The sequence below is a fragment of the Pseudobdellovibrionaceae bacterium genome, assembly GCA_019637875.1.
Classification (GTDB): Bacteria; Bdellovibrionota; Bdellovibrionia; order Bdellovibrionales; family Bdellovibrionaceae; genus JAHBUW01.
Window position 1 is genome coordinate 1 of sequence record JAHBUW010000001.1, and the last position, 20,272, is coordinate 20,272.

The window sequence follows — 20,272 nt, forward strand, 5'->3', positions numbered from 1 at the left end:
GATCTTCGAGGTGGGCCTGTACCTTGGATCCAATACGTCCAGTCGCGTCTTCACCGGCGGCTGTTGCGGCGATGGGGCCATCGCCATCATTCAACACCCTTAAAATAAAACACCCGGGCTACGCACCCGGGTTTTTCGTTTCTTGAGTTCCGTCGTGACTACTTCTGCGCGAACGAGCGGGCGATTTCCACGAAGGTGCGCACGATCGCGCCGGTCGCTCCCTTGGAGGGAGCGTAAGCCAGGCGATTTCCGCAGTGCCATGCGGTTCCGGCGATATCGAAGTGCGCCCAGGGGATGCCGTCACCCACGAACTGCTCCAGGAATGCGGCCGCCGTTGCGGAACCCGCGCCCTTCGAGCTCGAGATGTTCGACAGATCCGCGTAGGTGCCTTTGATGTCGTCGACGTGGAAGTCGGTCAGGGGCATATTCCAAACCCACTCGCCCGAAGCTGCTGCCGCTTTTTCAACGCGGTCGCGGACTTTCGAATCGCGAGTGAAGTAACCCGTGTGCGTGTTACCGAGGGCCATGACCATCGCGCCCGTCAGGGTGGCGGCATCGACCATCAGTTCGGGTTGCAATTCCGTTCCGTACGACAACGCATCCGCCAGGATCAGGCGTCCTTCGGCGTCGGTGTTGTTCACTTCGAAGGTTTTGCCGTTGCGGGCGGTGTGGATGTCGCCGGGTTTGGTCGCGCGGCTACCGGGCATGTTTTCGGTCGAAGCGACCAGGCCGACCGCGTTCACTTTCAGTCCCAGCTTCGCGATCGCGATCAACGCGCCAATGACGTTCGCGCCACCGCACATGTCGTATTTCATTTCTTCCATACCGGCCGAGGGCTTGATGCTGATACCGCCGGTGTCGAAGGTCAGGCCTTTACCTACGAAGACGACGGGCTTTTTCGAAGCGGCCGCGCCTTTGTACTCCATGATGATGAAGCGGGGTTCTTGCGCCGAGCCTTGCGCCACGCCGAGCAGTCCGCCCATGCGCTCTTTCTCGATGCGTTTTTTATCCCAGACGGTCACTTTCAATTTCGTGCCCTTCGCCGCCTCGACGGTGGTGTCGGCGAGGATGGTCGGGGTCATCAGGTTGCCGGGCATATCGCCCAGACGGCGCGAGAAGTTGGTCGTCTCGGCCAAGATGACGGCGGCGTCGAAAGCCGCCTTCACGCCCTTGTCCGCGGCTTTCGCGGTGACGAGGCGAATGTTCAAAGCCTCTTCGGTCTTCGCGTCTTTCTTTTTCGATTTCAATTCGTCGAATTTGTACGAAGTCAGGATGAAGCCTTCGGTCAAACCGCGAACGACGTGAGTCAGATCGCGAGCACCCAGGCCATCGATCATGACGGCGGCGGATTTCGCCTTCGCCGCGCCCAGAGCTTTGCAAGCGGAAGCGGCCGCCGTGCGGAGCGCCTCGGCGTCGGTTTTCGCGCCGACACCGATTACGAGGACATTTTGGAAACCTTCGAAGCCGATTTCGCGGAAGAGGACCGCGTCTTTCAGTTTGCCCGAGATCGCGCCCGCGCTCAGTGAATCCGACAAGCGCTTCGCGACACCGGCGTGAAGAATGCTGGCGGTGGCCGCTGTGGATTTTTTGGCGTCTTTTCCGCCCGCTTTCGCGGCGGACTTCGAAGCCGAGAAAACGACCAGTGTGTCGCGTACGGATTGAGTGGCGGAAGTTTTGGTCAAAGTGAGATTGAGCAAGCTCATGCGTGAGTGTCCCTTCATGATACAAGGCGTTCAGACGCCAATTTGGGGCCCAATTTCCGCGCTGAGCGCGCTCTCAGTCAAAGTGCTTTTGCGGGATCGAAGGGATTGCAGGAAATTGATTTCTCGCGTCATGAAGTGAGACACATTGCCTGCGCGGAAATTGCACTCACATTCAGGTGTGATCGTGGCGAGGCGATTCACGGAGTTTCGAGAGTGTCTCAGAATGAGATTTTCGGACGCCGGACACCTCGACCAAAGAAGGATTGTGGCTCGGGCTTAATTGTCCGATAACCAAAAGCACGATCAGCAAGTGCGGAAACAACAGAGTGAAGGAGAGAACCCCGTGGCCCTAATTCCTTACGTTATCGAGCAGTCTTCTCGCGGCGAACGCAGCTATGATATCTATTCCCGCCTCTTGAAAGATCGCATCGTATTTTTGGGCACGGCCGTGACCGACGAGGTCGCGAACGCGATCATCGCGCAGTTTCTTTTCCTCGAAGTCGATAATCCCGAAAAAGACATTCACCTTTACATCAACAGCCCCGGCGGCAGCGTGTCCGCGGGACTCGCGATCTACGACATGATGCAATTCGTGAAGTGCGACATTGCCACTTACTGCATGGGCATGGCGGCGAGCATGGGTTCGCTTCTGCTCACCGCGGGTGCCGAGGGCAAACGTTACGCCCTTCCGAACAGTCGCGTGATGATTCACCAGCCTTGGGTCCAGGGCGGTATCGGTGGTCAAGTCACCGACATCGAAATCCAAGCGAAAGAGCTGGTCCGTACCAAAGAAAAACTGACCCGCATCTACGAAAAGCACACGGGTCACAGCTACGAGTCCCTCGCTAACAATATGGAACGCGATTATTACTTCAGCGCCGCGGAAGCGAAAGAGTTCAAACTCATCGACCATGTCGTGGAAGCCCGCAAACTTAAAGGAAACGTGAAATGACTATGAGCAAAGATTCCGCTTCTCTTCGTTGCAGTTTCTGCGGCAAAGGCCAAAAGGAAGTCAAAAAGCTGATCGCGGGTCCTGGCGTTTACATCTGCGACGAGTGTATCGAGCTTTGTAACGATATCATCGACGAGGAAAAAGAGCGCGAGACGCAAACGCGTGGCTCGTTCAAAGTTCCGAAGCCGATCGAGATCAAAAATCACCTCGATGATTACGTCATCGGGCAAGAGCGCGCGAAGAAGGCTCTGTCGGTCGCGGTTCACAACCACTATAAGCGTATCAACAGCATCCAAGGCGGTCGTAAATCGCAGGATGTTGAACTCCAGAAGTCGAACATCCTCTTGATCGGTCCGACCGGTTCGGGGAAGACGCTGCTCGCGCAAACGATCGCGAAGGTCTTGAACGTTCCGTTCGCGATGGCGGATGCGACGACTTTGACCGAAGCCGGTTACGTCGGTGAAGACGTCGAGAACGTCGTCCTGAATCTGCTTCAAGCGGCGGACTACGACATCGAGCGCGCACAACGTGGCGTGATCTACGTCGATGAGATCGATAAAATTTCGCGTAAGTCGGAAAACCCCTCGATCACCCGTGACGTTTCGGGTGAAGGCGTGCAGCAGGCCCTTCTGAAAATCCTGGAGGGCACTGTGGCGAATCTCCCTCCCAAGGGCGGTCGTAAGCACCCGCAGCAGGAGTTCATCCAAGTCGATACCACGAACATCCTGTTCATTTGCGGTGGCGCATTCGTCGGACTGGAAAAAGTCGTCGAAGGCCGGACCTCGAACCGGACGATGGGGATCGCGGCGGACATCAAGACCGCCAGCGAGCGCGACGTGAATGAAAATTTATTGCATAAATTAGAGCCCGACGACCTGGTCAAATTCGGACTGATTCCGGAGTTTATCGGACGTCTGCCGGTGACTGCGGTCCTGGACCCGCTCGATGAAGCGGCGCTTATCGACATTTTGACCACACCCCGCAACGCATTGACGAAGCAGTACATGAAACTGTTCAGCTTCGAAGGCGTGAACCTGAAGTTCACCGAAGGTGCGGTTAAAGCAATCGCGCAGCAAGCCCTGAAACGCCGGACCGGCGCCCGCGGACTTCGCAGCGTTATTGAAAATGCGATGCTCGAAATCATGTTTGAAATCCCTAGTAAGTCGAACGTGAAAGAAGTTATTATCAGTGAAGACGTGATCAACGAAGGCGCGAAGCCGACGGTGATCATGAAGTCTGAGGACGAGATCCGCGCCGAGGAAGCCTCTGCGGCCGCAGCAAGCAGCAACAAAGGTTCAGCCGAAAGCGCATAATCTTAACCGCGGTCCCTAAAACCGTTGTCCTTAGACACACTCGGGCTCAATGACGAGCCCGAGTTACGGACAAAGGTCGGGGGGACCTCATGGCCACCACAAAAGAACTGCCTTTATTGCCTTTACGGGATCTGATCATCTTCCCTCATATGATGATGCCCCTGTTCGTCGGCCGCGAAAAGAGCATCAACGCCTTGGAAGAGGCGATGAGCAAGCAGACGGACATCATTCTGGCGGCGCAAAAAGACGCCAAAACCAATAACCCTGACGCGAAAGATATTTTCCAGGTGGGAACCCTGGGAACGATCATTCAGCTGCTCCGTTTGCCCGACGGCACGGTGAAGGTTTTGGTCGAAGGCAAAAAACGCGTTCGCATTAAAACATTTACCAACAACGATTCGTTCTTCACGGTCACCGTGGATGAAATCGTCGAAGAGGTGGCGGCGCCCGTCGAGACACAGGCCCTCATCCGTTCGGTTAAAAATACTTTCGAAACTTACGTGAAGCTGAACAAGCGCATCCCCCCGGAAATCCTGATGCGCGTGTCGACGATCGAAAATGCCGGCGAACTGTCGGACATCATCGTCGCGCAGCTGAACCTGAAGCTTGAAGATAAGCAAAAAGTCCTCGAAATCTTCGATCCGGGCAAACGCCTGGAGCATCTGCTGAATTTGATGACCGGCGAAATCGAGATTCTCGAAGTCGAGAAGAAGATCCGCACGCGCGTGAAGAAGCAGATGGAGCGCTCGCAGAAGGAATACTACCTGAACGAGCAGATGCAGGCGATCCAGAAGGAACTCGGCGAAAAGGACGACTACCAAGCCGAGCTGCAAGAGCTGGAAGAAAAAGCCGCGAAGAAAAAGATGAGCCAAGAGGCGAAAGACAAAGTCAAAAAAGAGATCAAGAAGCTCAAGATGATGTCGCCGATGTCCGCGGAAGCGACCGTCGTGCGCAACTACATCGACTGGGTTCTGTCTTTGCCCTGGTACGACTACGCGGAAGAAAAGCACGATATCAAGTTCGCGGAGGAGGTCTTGGACGAAGACCACTGGGGTCTCGAGAAGGTGAAAGAGCGCGTCCTGGAATACCTGGCCGTTCTGTCGCTGGCGAAAGACCTGAAAGGCCCGATCCTTTGCCTGGTCGGCCCTCCCGGGGTCGGTAAGACCTCGCTGGCGCGCTCGGTGGCGAAGGCCTTGAACCGTCCTTTCGCGCGGATCTCTTTGGGGGGCGTGCGTGACGAAGCGGAAATCCGCGGTCACCGTAAAACCTACGTCGGCGCGATGCCCGGTAAAATCCTGCAGGCGCTTCGTAAGGTCGATAAAGGAAATCCGCTGGTCCTCTTGGATGAAATCGACAAGATGGCCTCCGATTTCCGCGGCGATCCCTCGTCGGCGATGCTCGAGGTTCTGGATCCCGAGCAGAACAGCAATTTCCAGGATCACTACCTGGAGTTGGAATACGACTTGTCGCAGGTCATGTTCATCGCGACCGCGAACTCGCTGCACACGATCCCGCGTCCTTTGCTGGATCGTATGGAGCTCATCAACCTCGAGGGTTACACCGAGAGCGAGAAGTTCCATATCGCGCGCAACTATCTGGTGCCGAAACAAATCGAAGCTCACGGTCTGAAAGACCACAAAGTTTCGATGCAAGACGGCGCTTTGAAAAACGTGATTCGTTTCTTCACCCGTGAAGCCGGCGTCCGGAACTTGGAACGTCAGGTGGCGAACGTCTTCCGTAAGGTCGCACGCGACATCGTTCGCGAAGAGGCGGTGACCGAAATGAAGACGGGCACGAAGGCGAAAGCCGCGAAGAAGGGTGAAAAGGCGTCGAAGTCCGCGAAGGCTTCGGCGGCGAAGAATCCCGGCTACGTGGTCACGCCGAAAAAGCTCCTCGAACTGCTCGGACCCGAAAAATACAAATTCGGCCGCATCGAAGAGTCGAACGAGATCGGGCTGACGAACGGGATGGCGTGGACCGAGGTCGGCGGGGATCTGCTGGCGGTGGAAGCCGCGATCGTCCCCGGCCGCGGGAAGTTCACGGTGACCGGTCAGCTGGGCGACGTGATGAAGGAATCCTGTTCGGCGGCAATGAGTTACGTCCGCTCGCGTGGGCCTTTGTTCGGCCTGGACAAAGAGATCTTCCAGAATACCGACGTCCACATCCATTTGCCCGAAGGTGCCACTCCGAAGGACGGCCCGTCGGCAGGGATCGCGCTCACGACCTCCATCGTGTCGGCGATCATGCGGATCCCGGTTAAACGCACCGTGGCAATGACCGGCGAGGTCAGCCTGCGCGGGAAGGTCCTTGCGATCGGCGGTTTGAAAGAGAAGGTCATGGCGGCTCACCGCGGCGGAATCAAAACGATCATCTGCCCGAAAGAGAACGAAAAAGATTTGAAGGATATCCCCAAAGAAATCCTCAAAGATCTGAAAGTGATCTTGGTGGACCACGTTGATCAGGTTTTGGTGAACGCTTTGGATGTCAAAAACCCGAAAGAGATCTTCAAGTTCCAGAAAGATACTCTGGTCGGCTTGAAGGCGAACTATACGGGGCACAGTTTCCAAGCACCGCACTGATCCTTACACCCTGCATTTTGAAACTGAAAGGGCGGCTTCCGAGCCGCCCTTTTGCTTTTGTAGGCGCCGATTTCAGCTTTTGTACGGAAGCTGAAATTCCCCTGATTTCAACGCTTAGACTCGACGCGATTGGGGAAGTGTTAACTTTACTGCGCGAATCATTGGCAGCCTTGCTGGAGATTTATTTGACCCCCGTTTTAGAATTTGTAAGAACATGGGGCAGCTTTCACTCGAAACATCATTTCGCACGCTAGTAAGGAGACAGTTGGGCACCTCAGTGGATTCCAACTTGAAGGCGGATGGTCTGTTTGAGGTCGGTAAACTCTATACCGATCGGGGTGACTATTTGCTTGCGATCCAAAAGCTCAGCCAAGCCGCTGAAGCCTATCTTGAGACGCGTCACTTCGCACAATATCTGAAATCTCAAAATCTGTTGCTTCGCCTCTACGCGGAAACCGATCGCGGCGACAAAATCGTCGAAGTGAAAGAGAAGCTGCAAGACCTCGTGATCAAAGAAGGTCTCGAGTTGAATGCGAAGACCTACTACACGCTTGCGCTGTGCGCTTCCTATAAGGGCCAGAACGAAACTGCCCAGGACTACCTGACCAAGTCCATGGAACTGGGTCTGGGCGCGGATCAGAAGGCGGATGTCTGTTACGCGCTGGCGGGGCATGCGATGGTTCTGATGACCATGGGCCGTCCCGATGAGGCTCTGCGCGAAATTTCCAAGCTGTACGTCTTTTTGGAAGTTCTGGATCTGCCTGAAGTGAAGATCTCGACGCTCATGGTGCACGCGAAAATTCATCGCATGCGCAAAGAGTACGAGCAGTCGCTGCAGTACCTGTGGAAGGCCTACGAGCTTGTGCGCGTGACGAAGACGATGCAGATGCACGTCTACATCCTGTACATGTTGGGCCGCACATATCTTGAGGCCGGCGACGTCGAACTCGCGCGTCTGTATTTGAATCTTGCGTCCAAGACGGTGGATCCCACGAACATGATCCGCCTGGCGGGCGAAATCCAGGAAGACCTGCAAGCGGTCGGCCTGGGCCAAAAAGCGGGCGTCGATTTGGTTTTCGATTTCGAAAACCATTCGGTGACCGAAAAGAAATTGGGACGGGTTGATTTCAAAAATCAATTCATCCTGCTCGATCTGCTTCGCCTGTTCGTTCAGAACCAGGGGCAGGTCTTTTCCAAAGAATATCTTGTCGAGAACGTGTGGAAGCAGTCTTACGACCCCGCCGTTCACGACAATAAGGTCTACGTCACGATCAAGCGTTTGCGTCGGTTGATTGAACCTGATTTCGATCGGCCGAAATACATCTTCCGGGCCAAGAACGGCTACTTCATGAGCCGCACCGCTAAGATCGTCGTAGAGAATCAAGAGGGGGAGCATCCGGTATGAAACTTCTGACCAAGATCATGATTCCGGTCATGATGTTGATCGCGACGAGCGTGTTTGCGACGTCGGCCTTCGCGGCCACGGCGAATTCATGTCGTTACGACAGCACCATTTCCGGTGGAGATGATAATCCGTGGCCCTGGGGCCGAGAGATTCTTTTCCCCTGGCTGTCGATCCAAGGCGTCTGGGCGCCGACCGACGGAACCTGCAACTCGCTCTTCGTGTTCCGTACGAAGAACAGTCAGACTGAAAATCGCGTCGTGCACATCATGCAGTACGATCCCAATACCTGCGAAAAACTCGCATGGGGCGCGGGCGTGGAAACCGATCGCGTGGTCCGTGCGGCGATGGTGACGAAAGAAGGCAAGTCCTTCGACCTCACCGTGCGTGCGTTCGACGAGAACTCGGTCACGAGCGTCGCGACTCATTCGCCGTTTAACCGCAATGTCGTCGTGCTTTCCATGTACCCGAAAGGGAACTGGGAGCGTCGCATGAGCTACCAAATGGCCAAGGTCACCGACGTACCGGTCATGCTTTGCGATTCGAAGATTCCGGTCTTTGGTGGGCGCAGTGAAAGCTCCCGCTAGGGCGCGTGCACTAAAATCTATTCGATCTGAAAAGAGACCTCGGGCTTCCGGGGTCTTTTTTTTCTTTATGAGACTGGACCACAAATCGGTTGGGGGGGCTCCCCTCGTAAGGAGCTTGGTTTTCGTGCGGTCTAGTCTCTTCCTTCGCATTTTCGTTTTGGTTGGTACGTGCGCGGGCGCGCGGTTCGCTTCCGCTCAGTGCACGTCACCGGCTGGACTCGATGGCGCGCGCAACTACAATACCTCCACGAATCGGATGCAGCTTTGCAGCGGGACGAACTGGTTGAACTTTCCCACGAACGGCACGATGGGCAGTACCTTTACACCGGCGGGGACCGCATCACGAAGTGGTCTTTTTCGGCGGCGACTCCTGCCGTACCGGTGAAGGTTGGTCATAGTGCGACCGCTGCGGCAATGGGGATCGCGCAGGAACTGCGCGATCCCCGGAAATCACGTGTTCGCGATCGGTCAAGGGGGGGCGATCACGTCGTGGAATATCAGTGGGACCACGCCGCTGGTGGCGAGCGGGGCGCAAAGTCACCTCGTCATTTTCGATATCTCCAATCCCGCTTCGATTCCGGTGGCGTTGGGTTCGCTCAACATCACGAGCTCTACGGGAAACCTGGTCCAGAACGTGGAAATCTTCGGCACCACGTTGTTCGCGAATTTTCGGCAGGACGTTTCGGACTACGGCGGGATCGTGGCGATCAACGTTTCGAATCCGGCGAGCCCCTCGCTTGTCGCTTCCGACGGTCATTGTTCGACGAAGGCGAATGGCCCCGGTGCCTTCGTGGTCCGGGGAAGGTACGTTTACACCGCGAACTACAGTGATCACACGATCTCGACGTTCACGATGAGCTGCGATCCGCTGGATGGCGGACCCATGGGAAGCTGCTCCACTGCGGGGCAAATAGACTACAATACGTCGACCCGGACGCTCCTGTATTGCGACGGGGCGAACTGGAAAGTGATGGCGAAATAAGCCTCCGCTTTGCGCTTGACCCGTCCGGCGCCGCTCCGTAAAACCATCATCTCTGACGACAGGGAGTTAGCTCAGTTGGTAGAGCGCCACCCTTACAAGGTGGATGTCGCAGGTTCGAATCCTGTACTCCCTACCACGCTTCATCAGGAATAAAAAAAGGTCGCCAAGGGCGGGGCGCAGCCCCGAAGGCCACACCGCTCCTTAGAAAACTTTCTGCACATGCCCATCGCCCTTCTCCTGCTTGCGTACATCGGTTTCGTATCACTCGGTTTACCCGACGCAGTTCATGGCATCGCGTGGCCGCAAGTCCGTGCCACGTTTGGGCTTTCCCAGTCGGGACTGGGATTCATCCTTGCGAGCGGTGGCGCCGGATATCTTTTGTCCGCTTTTTCGACGGGACGTCTGCTCAATCTCTTCCGCGTGGGGACGCTGCTTGGCCTGAGTACGGGGCTGGTGGCGACGGGACTCTTTGGATATTACGCGACGGAGGCGTGGGCTCTTTTCTTGGTGTGCGCTTTCGTGATTGGCGCGGGATCGGGCGCGATCGATGGGGCGTTGAACGCGTTCGCTTCGAAGAATTTGTCCGCACGGCATATGGCCTGGTTACACGGTTGCTACGGCGTCGGCGCATCGCTCGGTCCCTGGTTGATGACCGAGGCGGTTTTGACCCGGACGTGGCGCATGGGGTTTCTACAACTCGCGGTCACGATGGGGCTATTGACCGTGGCTTTCGTTCTGACACGGAAGATGTGGAGCGCGGGGGACAACTTTTCCGCTGCGGCAACGACGTCCCCGGTGACGTTACGAGAAGCGCTTTCTTCGAAGCCGACTTTGCTTTTGGCGACGACGTTCTTTTTTTATACCGGGTTGGAAGTCACGATGGCGCAGTGGAGCTATACCTTCAACACCGAAGTGCGCGGCATGGACACACGTTTGGCGGGAATGTTGAGTGTCGGCTATTGGGTCAGCTTGACGGCGGGGCGTTTTTTGATGGGCTATGTGGTTGAGAAGTTGGGGACGGGTCGAGTCCTCAATCTCTCATTCGCGGGGGCGATCCTTGCGGCGGCGCTGTTCACCGTACCTTCGGAAACGGCAAGTCTCATGGCGCTCTTGCTCGCGGGGATGAGTCTCGCTTCGGTGTATCCGCTCTTGATGTCCGAGACCCCCCGTCGAGTGGGGGCGCGCCTGGCGGATTCGGCGGTGGGATTTCAAGTCAGCGCGGCGGTCGTCGGCGTCATGGTGATTCCGAGTATCGTGGGACTTGTGTCCGAGAATATGGGGTTGTGGACCATCCCATTTTCCGCGTCGGTGTTGGCGCTCATTCTGGGCGTTTTGCACCTTGCGGGTCGTCTACGTTAATTTTGCTATTCAGAATTTTTATTTGAATCCCGGGCCCGATCCTCTTTAGAACTTGAGCGGGGGAGGGGGCATGTCGGTCTTCAAATCCGCGCTGGTCGCGGGAATGCTGTTGGCGTTTTCCGTCGTCGCGCAGGCGCAACAGAACAAATTTCTGGATATGCTCCCGATCTTCAAAAACGGGAAGATCGTCGACCGCGGTGTTTTTCGCGATAAGGTCCCGACGTTCGAGGAGCTGCGTGCGAATGCCGCCCGCATCCCGAGCTACGAAACCTTCATTGACGAGCTGCTGAGGCAGGCGCCCGCTCTGCGGGAAAATCACATCTTGATCCATCACTCGGAAAGCCAGCAGTTGAGTTCGCTCACGCATCCCCGCGTGATTCTGTTCGGCGGGGGGATGGCCTTTGGATTGGCCGACGATCCCCGGCAAGAAGAGCGACGGGTCGAAATCATGCAGGTCGATCCGAAAACCTACACGATTTCGATGCACGAGATTGTGTTTCATGAGTCGGGTCCGGAGTTTGTGGAAAAACCCACGTCCTGCGCGGCTTGCCACGGTCAGAACCCGAAACCTTTGTGGAACCCTTACGATTTTTGGCCCAATACTTTCGGTAGCGCGATCGGCTTCGTGGGTACGAGCGAAGAGACCCGCGCTTATCAAGAAATCTACGCGCGTCGTGCCGAGTTGCCGTCTTTGCGTGGTTTGAAGCTCGGCGCGAAGATCTCGCAGGATACCGAAAACGTCACCGCGTTCACTCAGTACGCGCATCAGATCAACTTGGGACGTTTCAGCGCGCAGAACCTCGGACCCGCTTCGGGGATCGATGACTTCGCGGATCCGCTCATCGCCGTTTTCAGTTACTGCGCGGCGGATCGCTACCAAAAAGCGAATCACGAAAAATTGCGCGAATTCTTCCACCCGGACGATGCGAAATTGCTTCCGGACCTGCGGCCCATCGAAACCGACATGATCGCGTCGCGCGGACACTTCAAAAATTTCCTCGACCGCATGCAAGAGCGGATCTTTCCATCCGGCGAGGTGAAGTTCAAAGTCGATCATTCGCGGCTGGCCGACGAAACGGGAACGCTGGCGCAGATCCGCTACGTCTTCGAACTCGCGGGCGTCGACGCCACCAACCTGACGACCAGCTTGATCGCAAACGATACGCTCATCAGCGCGCCCAGCAATACGCCCATCGATTTTCTGGGGAGCTTCTACGAAGCGCGCCCGGATCTTTTCAAAAATGTGAAGCTCGTGCCGGTGGACCTGAACGATGGACGTAAAAGCTGGATGCGCGCGGACTGCGAGAGTCTGAAAGCCAAAAGCCGCAAGATCCGTCGGCGCTTCGCGAGCACGCGCGCGTGGACGGAGTTCAAAACCGACGCGCCGATGCGGCCCGTGATCTCCCGCTGCGCGAAATGCCATGTCGAGGGCTTGGGTGACGCATTCAATCCCGCGCCGACGATCCCGTTCGACCAACCAGCGAAGCTCGCGACGCTGCTGCAGGCTCCGCAAAGTCGATTGCGCGAAAAAATTGCGCTCCGCATCCGTGAAGCCCGGGGGACGCAGGCCCAAATGCCGCCCGGACAGGCGCTCCGTGAAGAGGATATCGACTCCCTGCTCGCATTTTTGGATGTTTTAGGGAAACCGCCGTCGCATTGACCCTGGACGGCGCTCGGGCTAGCAATGGACCCTCATTGACGCCGCACTTAGGAGATCGCATGACTTCGCAAGCTTTCGTCCCCCAGCTCCTTCATACTTCAACGCGCGTGAGCGGCTTCGTCGCCGAGGCGCTCAGCTTGGTGACCGGCGTCCTTCTGATTTCCCTCTTGGCGCAGGTCGCGATTCCGCTTCCGTGGACGCCGGTACCGATCACGGGCCAGACTTTGGGAGTCGGTTTGGTCGCGCTGTCTTGGGGCGCACGTCGTGGCTCGTTGATCATGCTGGTTTATTTGCTGCTCGGTTCTTTGGGCGCACCGATCTTCGCGATGGGGAAAAGCGGATTTTTACTCGGTCCGACAATGGGTTATCTGATCGGGATGGGACTGGCCTCGTTCGCCATGGGGGCTTTAGCGGATCGCGGTTACACTCGCGGATTCTGGACGAGCTTGCTCGCGGCCTATGCGGGAAGCGTTTGCACGCTGGGTTTGGGCGTTTTGGTTTTGTCATTTTATTTGCCGTCGGAACAGCTGTTGATGGCGGGTCTTCTTCCCTTCTTGCCCGGTGATTTGATCAAGAACACATTAGCCGCTTTGACGTCGTGGCGTCTGCGGCGCTCGCTTCGTTAAGGCCCGACGGACTCGCCCCGACCCAAGTCCTGTTGCGGTCCCGCGCCCGAGGGCTATCATTAAAGACATGATCACATACGCACGTCTTTTGGTGGTGGCTGCCTTCGCGTCCTTTCTTCTGACGGGGGTGCACGCACGGGCCGCCTTGTCTTGGCCCGCGCCTGCGGTCAAAAGTCTTCAGTTGCGAATCCAGAAAGGACTTTGTTCTTCGACGGAAGAGGACAAGCTCACGCGCGATATCTGCGCGACTTACGGGATCAAAGAAAAATCAAAAGCACCGAAAATCACTTTGTCGAAGCCGAATCCGTCACTCTTGATTTTTGAGCGGAGTGGTCAAGTGACCAAAGTGGAGCGTGGTGAAACCGAAAGCGAGTTCGTGATCAATCGCGTGAAGATTGATGCGGCCTCGGCGAAGACGCAAACCGAGCTGAAGGGATTGATTGAAGGGGCGATGCGGAACAAGACCGCAAAGTTGAATCTTTTCATCGAAGCCGCTTACGCCGCGCCCTTGGATCCCGAAATTCCCGCGCTGATTCAGCAGCTCGTGGCCGAGACCCATCAACTGGCGAATTGTTCGCTGTACACGGATTTCGGTAACAAATGCGTCGAAGGGATGAAGAAGGTCTTCGCCGAAATTGAGAAGAAGAAAAACGAGCGCTCTGCGGCCGCGAAAGATCCCAATGGATTCGTGCAAATGCAGGGACGCGCGTCGGAGTTGACTCAGTTGACGTTTCTGAACGGTCATCTTGCGGAGCTGCAGGACCGTCTGGAGAACACGTTGTTCCCGTCGCTTCAGGGTTATGACACCGTTCGGATGTGCGCGGCGAAGAAAAATCCGCAGGATATCGACAGGACCCAAAAGGACGCCGAGGCGGCTTTGAAAGATTGCCGGCAGAAAGTGGCGGAAGCGGTCGAGAAAACCGGTGGCTCGCGTGAATCGCGCCAAACCGAAAGCACCTTGTCGCGTATGTTCAATCGCCTGATGGGACGCACGACGGCGGCAACGCCATCGACGAATCCCGTGGATGCGGGCGAAGATACTCGTCAGTAATCAAGGATTGAAGATGCACCGGAAGCCGGCGCTCGGATCCACGAGATCCGCATAACCGGAGTGCATCGAGAAGATGCCCCATTCATTGTCGTAAGCTCCGCCACGAATCGAAACCACGTTCGGGGCTTGGCGATAGTGCATATAGCCCATCCCACAGGTGGTGCTGGAATCCGTACCGCAACCGGCCGAGTAGTTGTTCTTCGGTCCCCAAAGATTTTTCGGGGTCCCCGTGGCTTCGTGAGCCGGCACTATGATCAGTCCACCCGCGCCCATGGGGTCCGTCATGGGGATGATCCGCTCATGGACATTGCCGTTGAAGTCCCAGATGAATTCTCCGGTCGAGAGGGTCATACGATCGAGCGGATTGCGGCTTCCGCCAAACTGCGCCGAGCCGGTGAAATAGCTACAGCCTGAAAAAGCGGTTCCGAGATTCCCTTGCTTCAAACAACCCGAGCCGACCGTTCCGCTGGACCAATTCGCGGCGACGAACTCTAAGTTTTGCGCGATCGCCTGATATTGAGCATTGGTCATGATGTCGTGTTTCGCCGAAATGGCCTGGCAGGCGGCGCGCGCATTCGCATTGTTGATATTCACCCAAGGGGTCAATGCCGCCTGTGAGGTGGCGACTCCGCCCACGTCTTTCGCTTCATAAGCCATGACGCAGAAAAGAGTCGTGGTGTTCGTGCCATCGGGCGGAACGCCCACGTAGTTCGGGGGGCAAGCCGTTAGGAGAATGTACGCGGGTTTGTTGGCGATGAACGTGGACCATTCACCTGATGTTCGAGTGGGAACGAAAACATCTTTGGTTCCGGTATTCTGCACCAGTCGACCGACGGAATGTTCGAAAATCCAAACCGACTGTCCCGCATTTACGCGGTAGAAATTCGCGGCGCGGGCCGGACCGGTGAAAATCGACAGTAGGACTAGAAGAAAGAGAAGGCCCTCATTCGGCATGACACCATTATATTCCCAAAAGGGGAGAGGAGGCGATTCAAAATTTCGCCCCGTCTCCCGTGGGTTCGATTTCGCGTTATTGTCCGACGCCCTGCTCACAGACTCCGAGAAGGTGATTCAGTTTGGTCGTCAGGACTTGAGAATCGACGATCACTTGCTGTTGACCGTAGGCGCTGTCCGAGCTGTCGAGAAGGCCTTTGACCGTTTTACCTGCGGAATTCGTCAGCGTCAGGTAGGCGTCGCCGCCATCGACCATGCCGATATCGGTTTTACCGTAGCGCAGTTGTTGTGCGGCCGCCGCGACCTCTTTGAGGTGAGTGGCTTCGATGAAAACGCGGGCGCATCTCAGCTTGCCGTTCGGCTTTTCGCGCGTCAAATCGTAGGCGCTGAATTCCGTGAGCCCGAGGTCCGCGCGGAAATTAAGTTCCATACGAATACCGAAGGGCGCGCCCGGTGCCGGATACCATCCACTGCGCTCGTACACCAAACGCTTCAGCGGTCCGCTTAAGATTCCGGGTTCGAGGGGTCGCTGGGACTTTTCGTCGGTCTCGAGGGAAGCGAGCTGAGTTTCGGCGGCGGTGAGATTGTTTCCGCAAGCGGCGAGAGTCATGGTCAAAGCGACGAGCGAGATTTTCAGAATGGTCTTCATTTGGGTTCTCCTTGATGAGTCCAGGATGCCGCGTTCGCGCGGTGGTTCCGACTGACAAAGGAGGGCGATGTCGTCACGAAATGAGACGTTCAGGCGACGTCGAGTGAATAGGTCGTCCCCGAACCGCGCCCTTGACGTCGTAAACGCTTCTGGGCGACGCCCCATGCGAGAACGCGTTTCATCAGGCTTTCCGATATCCCCAGGCGTGCCGCGGCCTCGGGGCCGGTAAAATAAGGCTCCGTCCCGAAATCCCTTTCAAGGCGTTGTAGCAAACGTCTTTGGTTATCACGAGGCTCGCGTGAGAGCGTCAGGATCAACGCGAATCGGTCCGGTTTGCGCAGGCGAAATTGGCCGCCGGATTCTTCGATCTGTAAAGGCAGATCGTTTTCGCTCAGCCAGCGGCGGGTGCGTCTTAGAATCTGGTGCACGCGCTGGGGCGACGAAAAGATATCGAAGTGTTCGCGTGGAAAAAGACGGCCGAACAATGTGGCCAACCGTTGCGGGCGAAAAAGATCTTGGCTCAGGGCTTCGATCAGTTGCAGGCATTTCGCCGTCGGTGGTCGAACCGTCCGGGTCATGCCGTGAAGTTCGCCCGTCGCGAGATCCAGGGCCGCAGAATCGGGCGCGCCCCAGCGCCAACGCGAGGGCAGCTCCGGTAGGTCGGTCCGGTCGAGACGACTTTGAATACGGGCCCGGTAGCCCGTGAAGGGCGTGCCCACCAAAAGCTCCAGGTAGGCGTCGTGGTCGAAGTGGTCCGTCAGTAAGAACAGGCGTGCTTCGCGCGCGGTTTCCCAGTCGCTTGCTTTTTCGGCGTCCCGCAGGACGATTTTCATCGCGTCGCTTTCCGTTTTTTCCTTCAGGTCGATGACGGCGTTCCACTTGCGCACGAACAGCAAGTCCTCATTCTGGATTCCGCCGAGAATGGCTTGTGCCTGCACCAAGTCTTTACGCGCGTCGGAAAACCGGCCACGACCTAAATGCCATTGCGCGCGCAGTTCGTGAAGGTTGCCGCGTAAACGACCCGCGTTTTCCGCCTCCGCGAAGGCGCGTTCGATTTCGTGTGCGGCGGCTTCCCACTGATGCAGAGTCAGTAGACACGCCACCAGATTCACGCGTGCGATCAAGCGCGGATAATCCGCGAGGGGAAACTCTAGATAGCGGTGAAGCAATGGCAATGCCGCTTCGTAATTCCATTCATTGAAGTGGCAGAAGGCCTGGAACAGCAAGATTTGTGGATCTTTCTGTGGATCCAGCTTTTGCAAGACGCCCAAGGCTTCGGTCACGGCCCCGCTGCGTTGAAGGAGCATCGCGTATTCCGCGCGTTCGGCTTCGCTGGCGATCTCTTCACGAACGAGGGGCGTCAGGATGCGTAGCCCTTGGCTGAGCAAACCGGAACGGCGACAAAGATTCGCGAAATCGCGCTGTAGTGATCGCGGTAGTTTGGAAATCTCCAACTCACGTAAAAGACGGTGGGCCTTTTCATCGCGCCCCTGGCGAATGTGTTCGTCGCATTCGCGAAGGAGCGCCTGGAAAGACATTAAGGATTCAGCTTTCCCGGATTGGCGAAGCAGCTTACGGGCACGTTCGTACGTTCGATGTATTCGACGGGCTCCGTATCCGGAACGGCGATTTTGATGCTCATCGTGCCGCTGCCGCCGCGACGGGCGTTGGCGATCGAAACTTGAACCTGGGTATGGGCGACGCTCACGTCGTAACCAGAGATCTGCACCGGCAACTCATAGATGGCGCGCACACTGGCATCCGAGATTTTGTACAGAACGTTCGCGCGGGGGAACCCATTCAGGTCGGTCAGTGCGAAAACCGGTGCGCTCAAGTCGATCGTCCGGTCGTCTTTGATGACCGCGCAGAATGCTTGCATGGGGACATCCGTCCAAACCGAATAGACTTTGGCGTCGGCGACGACGATGTGCAGATTTAGATCGGAAACCTCAATCGAAGCGTCGGGAAGCACTTCCGCTTCGGTCAGAGGTTCACAGTTGCGCAGGTAAACTTCCCACGAGGAATCGCCCGCCCAGCGAAGACCGGTTTCAAGTTCGCGACCTGATTCACACGCCGATCCATTGTAGGCGAACCGCGCCAGAGGATTCGCGCCTTGGTATCCGTTGCCATTATTTTTTGAGGTGAGACCGAAGACATCCAGTTCGTCAAAGGCCGAGCCGCTGCAATTCTGGAAAGCGACGACGGCGCAAAGTGCCAGCAGCGTGGCTAAGATCGTGGTGATCCGCGACTTCATGATGTCCCCCTTCTTTCATTTTGCCCGTACCGCCGTCCATTCACGAGCGGATTCCGTCATGTTTAGACTAAATCGAAACGGCGGGCGAGGCCGCTGACATTTCGAGGCGAAGTTGTTTCGTGATGAGACGTGATTAGATCCGGTAAGGCCGACGTTTGGGACGAAGGCTTGCGTGGGTCTCGAGGAATCGCTTCAGGCGCGCGAAGGCGTCTTCACGGTCCAAGTCGTTAAAGACCTCGTGCAGTCGTCCGGGAAGTAGGGCCAGCTCATTCGCGGGATTTTTTAGATGGCGGGCGAGTTGACGGATTTCACGGCTATCCACGACGGGGTCGGCTTCACTGCCGATCAAAAGTGTGGGCGCCGTGTAGGCCTGCGCATGAAAGAAAACGCTTTCGATGGCGGACTGCGCGGATTCGAAAAGTCCCGCCGAAATTTTTTGATGGCGGAGCGGATCGCGTTGGTAACGGCGAAGCCTTTCGGGATCGCGGGTCAAAAGCTCGGGAGGAAGCCCCGCATCCAGCGTGAAGCGGGGGGCGACTTGCGAGATGACTCCCGAGGCTTGGCGTTTCCATTCGGGCACGGGTAAGGCCACGCCCAAAAAAGGCGAACTCAAAATCAGCGGGCAGTCTTGAAATTCGCGGAGTCCCAGAAGCGACTTCAGCAGAACCAAGCCCCCCATGGAATGTCCCATGAGCAGCAGCGGTTCCGTCCGTCGATTGAGCTTGAGAACGAAGTTCACGAAAATCTCGAAGTCTTGCGTCAGCTGATAAATATCCGCGATCGCGCCGCGTGCGCCCTGCGAACGCCCGTGGCCACGCAGATCCCAGGCCGAGACCCGCAAGTCATAGTCGGCCAGCTCGTGGACGAAATCGTCATAGCAGTCCGAATGCTCGCCCAGGCCGTGGATGATCACGAGGTGGGCGCGCGGATTCGTGGCGCTCCACTGCTGGTAATAAAGCCGAAGACCGTCGGCGCTTTCGAAAAAGGATTCGGTACGCTGCATAGAGCCTCTATCTTTCACCAGTTTGCGACGGAAGGGGGCTCCGGGGCAAGATCGCGAATTCCGGGTTGACCTTTCGACGGGCAAAGGACAATGGATGAGCATGCGTAGCCTGACTGAACTCGTAAAAACTGCCGATACGTCCCGTGATGCCCTGTGGGAAGACGAATTTCTGACCCGGTTGACGGATGCGAAATTGACGGTCCTTAGTCCCGATCCCCAGACCGGACCTGATCAATGGCCCTACCTGCTCGTTTCGACGGACGAAGGCGAAGAGTCCGCGCAGAAGGTGCTCGCTTGGTTGGCGGAAAAAGGGATCGGCATGGCCGTGAATCCCACGAAGGATTATCCGGATTTCGTGCTGACGTACGGAATGATCTGGAACTTTCGCGAGTCGGGCCGCTTCATCGATCGTCGTCAGGTTCCGCAAGACGGCTCTGTCGAATACGATCCGAAGAATCTGAAGATGTCGGGGCCCCCGACCGAGCAGTATCTTCCGCTCTACGTGCGTCGGATCTTGAAGCAGTTCTGGACGGACCAAGGCGTGCTGAATCCCCGCATCCAGGTTTTAAGCGTGGATGGCGAAAACTTCGATTTCGCATTTTCGTTGGAGTCTTTGGGAAATCCCCCCGCATCTGAACATGCGGGAATCGCCGAGGCGGTCAGTTGGTTCTTGCCGCCCCACTACAGCGTCGTTCTCGTCAGCGAAAAAGGCCTTCCGCCTTTCTCGGGTCTCTAATTGTCTTCGAGTTCGCCCGGAGCGGGCAGCAGGTCCACCAGACATTCGCGCCAGTATTCGGGAGCGTCGTCCGAGTAGTCGATCCCGATTTCAAATCCGGATTTACCGGCGAAGCGGGTGCGGGCCACGCGGCCCGAAATTTCGATATTGAGTTCCGATAAGTGAATCATGACTTTTTCGCCGATCAGTGCATCCAAATTGAGGTTGCGACGGAATTCGACCGGCACCAGCTCATCGCGCTGAACGAGCAGCAAAAATCCCGACGTCGATGCTTCGACGATGGAACCACCTTTGGCGATTTTGGCCAGGTTTTCCATCGACGCGACTGAAGTCACCGTCAGGGGAGTAATGTCTTTGCGAGGTGCGCCCCGGCGGGCGTGGAGCGTTCTGCTCATCCGTACCTTCTTTCCGAATACCAGAGGCTTAACTGTTCTCTGACCCCTTTCTCTTCGGCAAACCTGG

Annotated in this window: 18 protein-coding genes and 1 tRNA gene; 12 read left to right on the plus strand and 7 right to left on the minus strand. The window is 56.7% G+C overall.

What is annotated here, in order from left to right; all coding sequences use genetic code 11:
* Positions 1-158 precede the first annotated feature (158 nt).
* A complete protein-coding gene (locus tag KF767_00005; GenBank protein ID MBX3016241.1) occupies positions 159-1,703 on the minus strand; it encodes a leucyl aminopeptidase in 1,545 nt (514 codons plus the stop codon).
* Between the two features lie 343 nt (positions 1,704-2,046).
* Here KF767_00005 and KF767_00010 point away from each other — a divergent pair, with 343 nt between their 5' ends.
* From KF767_00010 to KF767_00060, 11 genes are all read left to right on the plus strand, one after another.
* Positions 2,047-2,655, plus strand: a complete 609-nt coding sequence (locus tag KF767_00010) for an ATP-dependent Clp protease proteolytic subunit (protein MBX3016242.1) — start codon at positions 2,047-2,049, stop codon at positions 2,653-2,655.
* A 2-nt stretch (positions 2,656-2,657) separates the two neighbouring features.
* Positions 2,658-3,968 (plus strand): ATP-dependent Clp protease ATP-binding subunit ClpX, encoded by a 1,311-nt coding sequence (gene clpX / locus KF767_00015; protein ID MBX3016243.1) that lies wholly within the window; start codon positions 2,658-2,660, stop codon positions 3,966-3,968.
* Positions 3,969-4,057: 89 nt separating this feature from the next.
* Positions 4,058-6,547 (plus strand): endopeptidase La, encoded by a 2,490-nt coding sequence (lon, locus tag KF767_00020; GenBank protein MBX3016244.1) that lies wholly within the window; start codon positions 4,058-4,060, stop codon positions 6,545-6,547.
* Between the two features lie 214 nt (positions 6,548-6,761).
* Entirely contained in the window at positions 6,762-7,952 is a 1,191-nt protein-coding gene (locus KF767_00025; protein ID MBX3016245.1) for a winged helix-turn-helix domain-containing protein, read from the plus strand.
* Positions 7,949-8,536 carry a hypothetical protein gene (locus KF767_00030; protein MBX3016246.1) on the plus strand — a complete coding sequence of 196 codons (588 nt, stop codon included), beginning with the start codon at positions 7,949-7,951 and terminating at the stop codon, positions 8,534-8,536. The genes KF767_00025 and KF767_00030 overlap by 4 nt, the downstream gene beginning before the upstream one ends.
* 454 nt (positions 8,537-8,990) lie before the next feature.
* On the plus strand, positions 8,991-9,518 hold the full coding sequence (locus tag KF767_00035) for a hypothetical protein (GenBank protein ID MBX3016247.1): 528 nt from the start codon (positions 8,991-8,993) through the stop codon (positions 9,516-9,518).
* A gap of 60 nt (positions 9,519-9,578) precedes the next feature.
* Positions 9,579-9,654: transfer RNA gene (locus KF767_00040), tRNA-Val, on the plus strand.
* Positions 9,655-9,737: 83 nt separating this feature from the next.
* Positions 9,738-10,877, plus strand: a complete 1,140-nt coding sequence (locus KF767_00045) for an MFS transporter (protein MBX3016248.1) — start codon at positions 9,738-9,740, stop codon at positions 10,875-10,877.
* A 70-nt stretch (positions 10,878-10,947) separates the two neighbouring features.
* A complete protein-coding gene (locus tag KF767_00050) occupies positions 10,948-12,537 on the plus strand; it encodes a hypothetical protein (protein MBX3016249.1) in 1,590 nt (529 codons plus the stop codon).
* A gap of 59 nt (positions 12,538-12,596) precedes the next feature.
* Positions 12,597-13,163, plus strand: coding sequence for a biotin transporter BioY (locus KF767_00055; GenBank protein ID MBX3016250.1), 567 nt, complete (start codon positions 12,597-12,599; stop codon positions 13,161-13,163).
* Between the two features lie 67 nt (positions 13,164-13,230).
* Positions 13,231-14,214, plus strand: a complete 984-nt coding sequence (locus tag KF767_00060; GenBank protein ID MBX3016251.1) for a hypothetical protein — start codon at positions 13,231-13,233, stop codon at positions 14,212-14,214.
* On the opposite strand, the gene KF767_00065 is transcribed toward KF767_00060, so the two are convergent.
* The 5 genes from KF767_00065 to KF767_00085 all read right to left on the minus strand — a co-directional run bounded on the left by KF767_00065 (position 14,215) and on the right by KF767_00085 (position 19,074).
* A complete protein-coding gene (locus KF767_00065) occupies positions 14,215-15,168 on the minus strand; it encodes a hypothetical protein (protein ID MBX3016252.1) in 954 nt (317 codons plus the stop codon).
* A gap of 76 nt (positions 15,169-15,244) precedes the next feature.
* Positions 15,245-15,817, minus strand: a complete 573-nt coding sequence (locus KF767_00070; GenBank protein ID MBX3016253.1) for a hypothetical protein — start codon at positions 15,815-15,817, stop codon at positions 15,245-15,247.
* A gap of 89 nt (positions 15,818-15,906) precedes the next feature.
* Positions 15,907-17,355, minus strand: coding sequence for a hypothetical protein (locus KF767_00075; GenBank protein ID MBX3016254.1), 1,449 nt, complete (start codon positions 17,353-17,355; stop codon positions 15,907-15,909).
* Positions 17,355-18,071: a hypothetical protein gene (locus KF767_00080; GenBank protein MBX3016255.1), complete on the minus strand. Its 717-nt coding sequence runs from the start codon at positions 18,069-18,071 to the stop codon at positions 17,355-17,357. The genes KF767_00075 and KF767_00080 overlap by 1 nt, the downstream gene beginning before the upstream one ends.
* Before the next feature lie 133 nt (positions 18,072-18,204).
* Positions 18,205-19,074, minus strand: coding sequence for a lysophospholipase (locus KF767_00085; GenBank protein ID MBX3016256.1), 870 nt, complete (start codon positions 19,072-19,074; stop codon positions 18,205-18,207).
* Between the two features lie 100 nt (positions 19,075-19,174).
* Between KF767_00085 and KF767_00090 the strand changes: the two genes are divergently transcribed.
* Positions 19,175-19,810: a hypothetical protein gene (locus tag KF767_00090; protein ID MBX3016257.1), complete on the plus strand. Its 636-nt coding sequence runs from the start codon at positions 19,175-19,177 to the stop codon at positions 19,808-19,810.
* On the opposite strand, the gene KF767_00095 is transcribed toward KF767_00090, so the two are convergent.
* The gene (locus KF767_00095; protein MBX3016258.1) at positions 19,807-20,205 is read right to left on the minus strand and encodes a hypothetical protein; all 399 of its coding nucleotides are present in this window, start codon (positions 20,203-20,205) and stop codon (positions 19,807-19,809) included. The genes KF767_00090 and KF767_00095 overlap by 4 nt on opposite strands.
* Between the last annotated feature and the right edge of the window lie 67 nt (positions 20,206-20,272).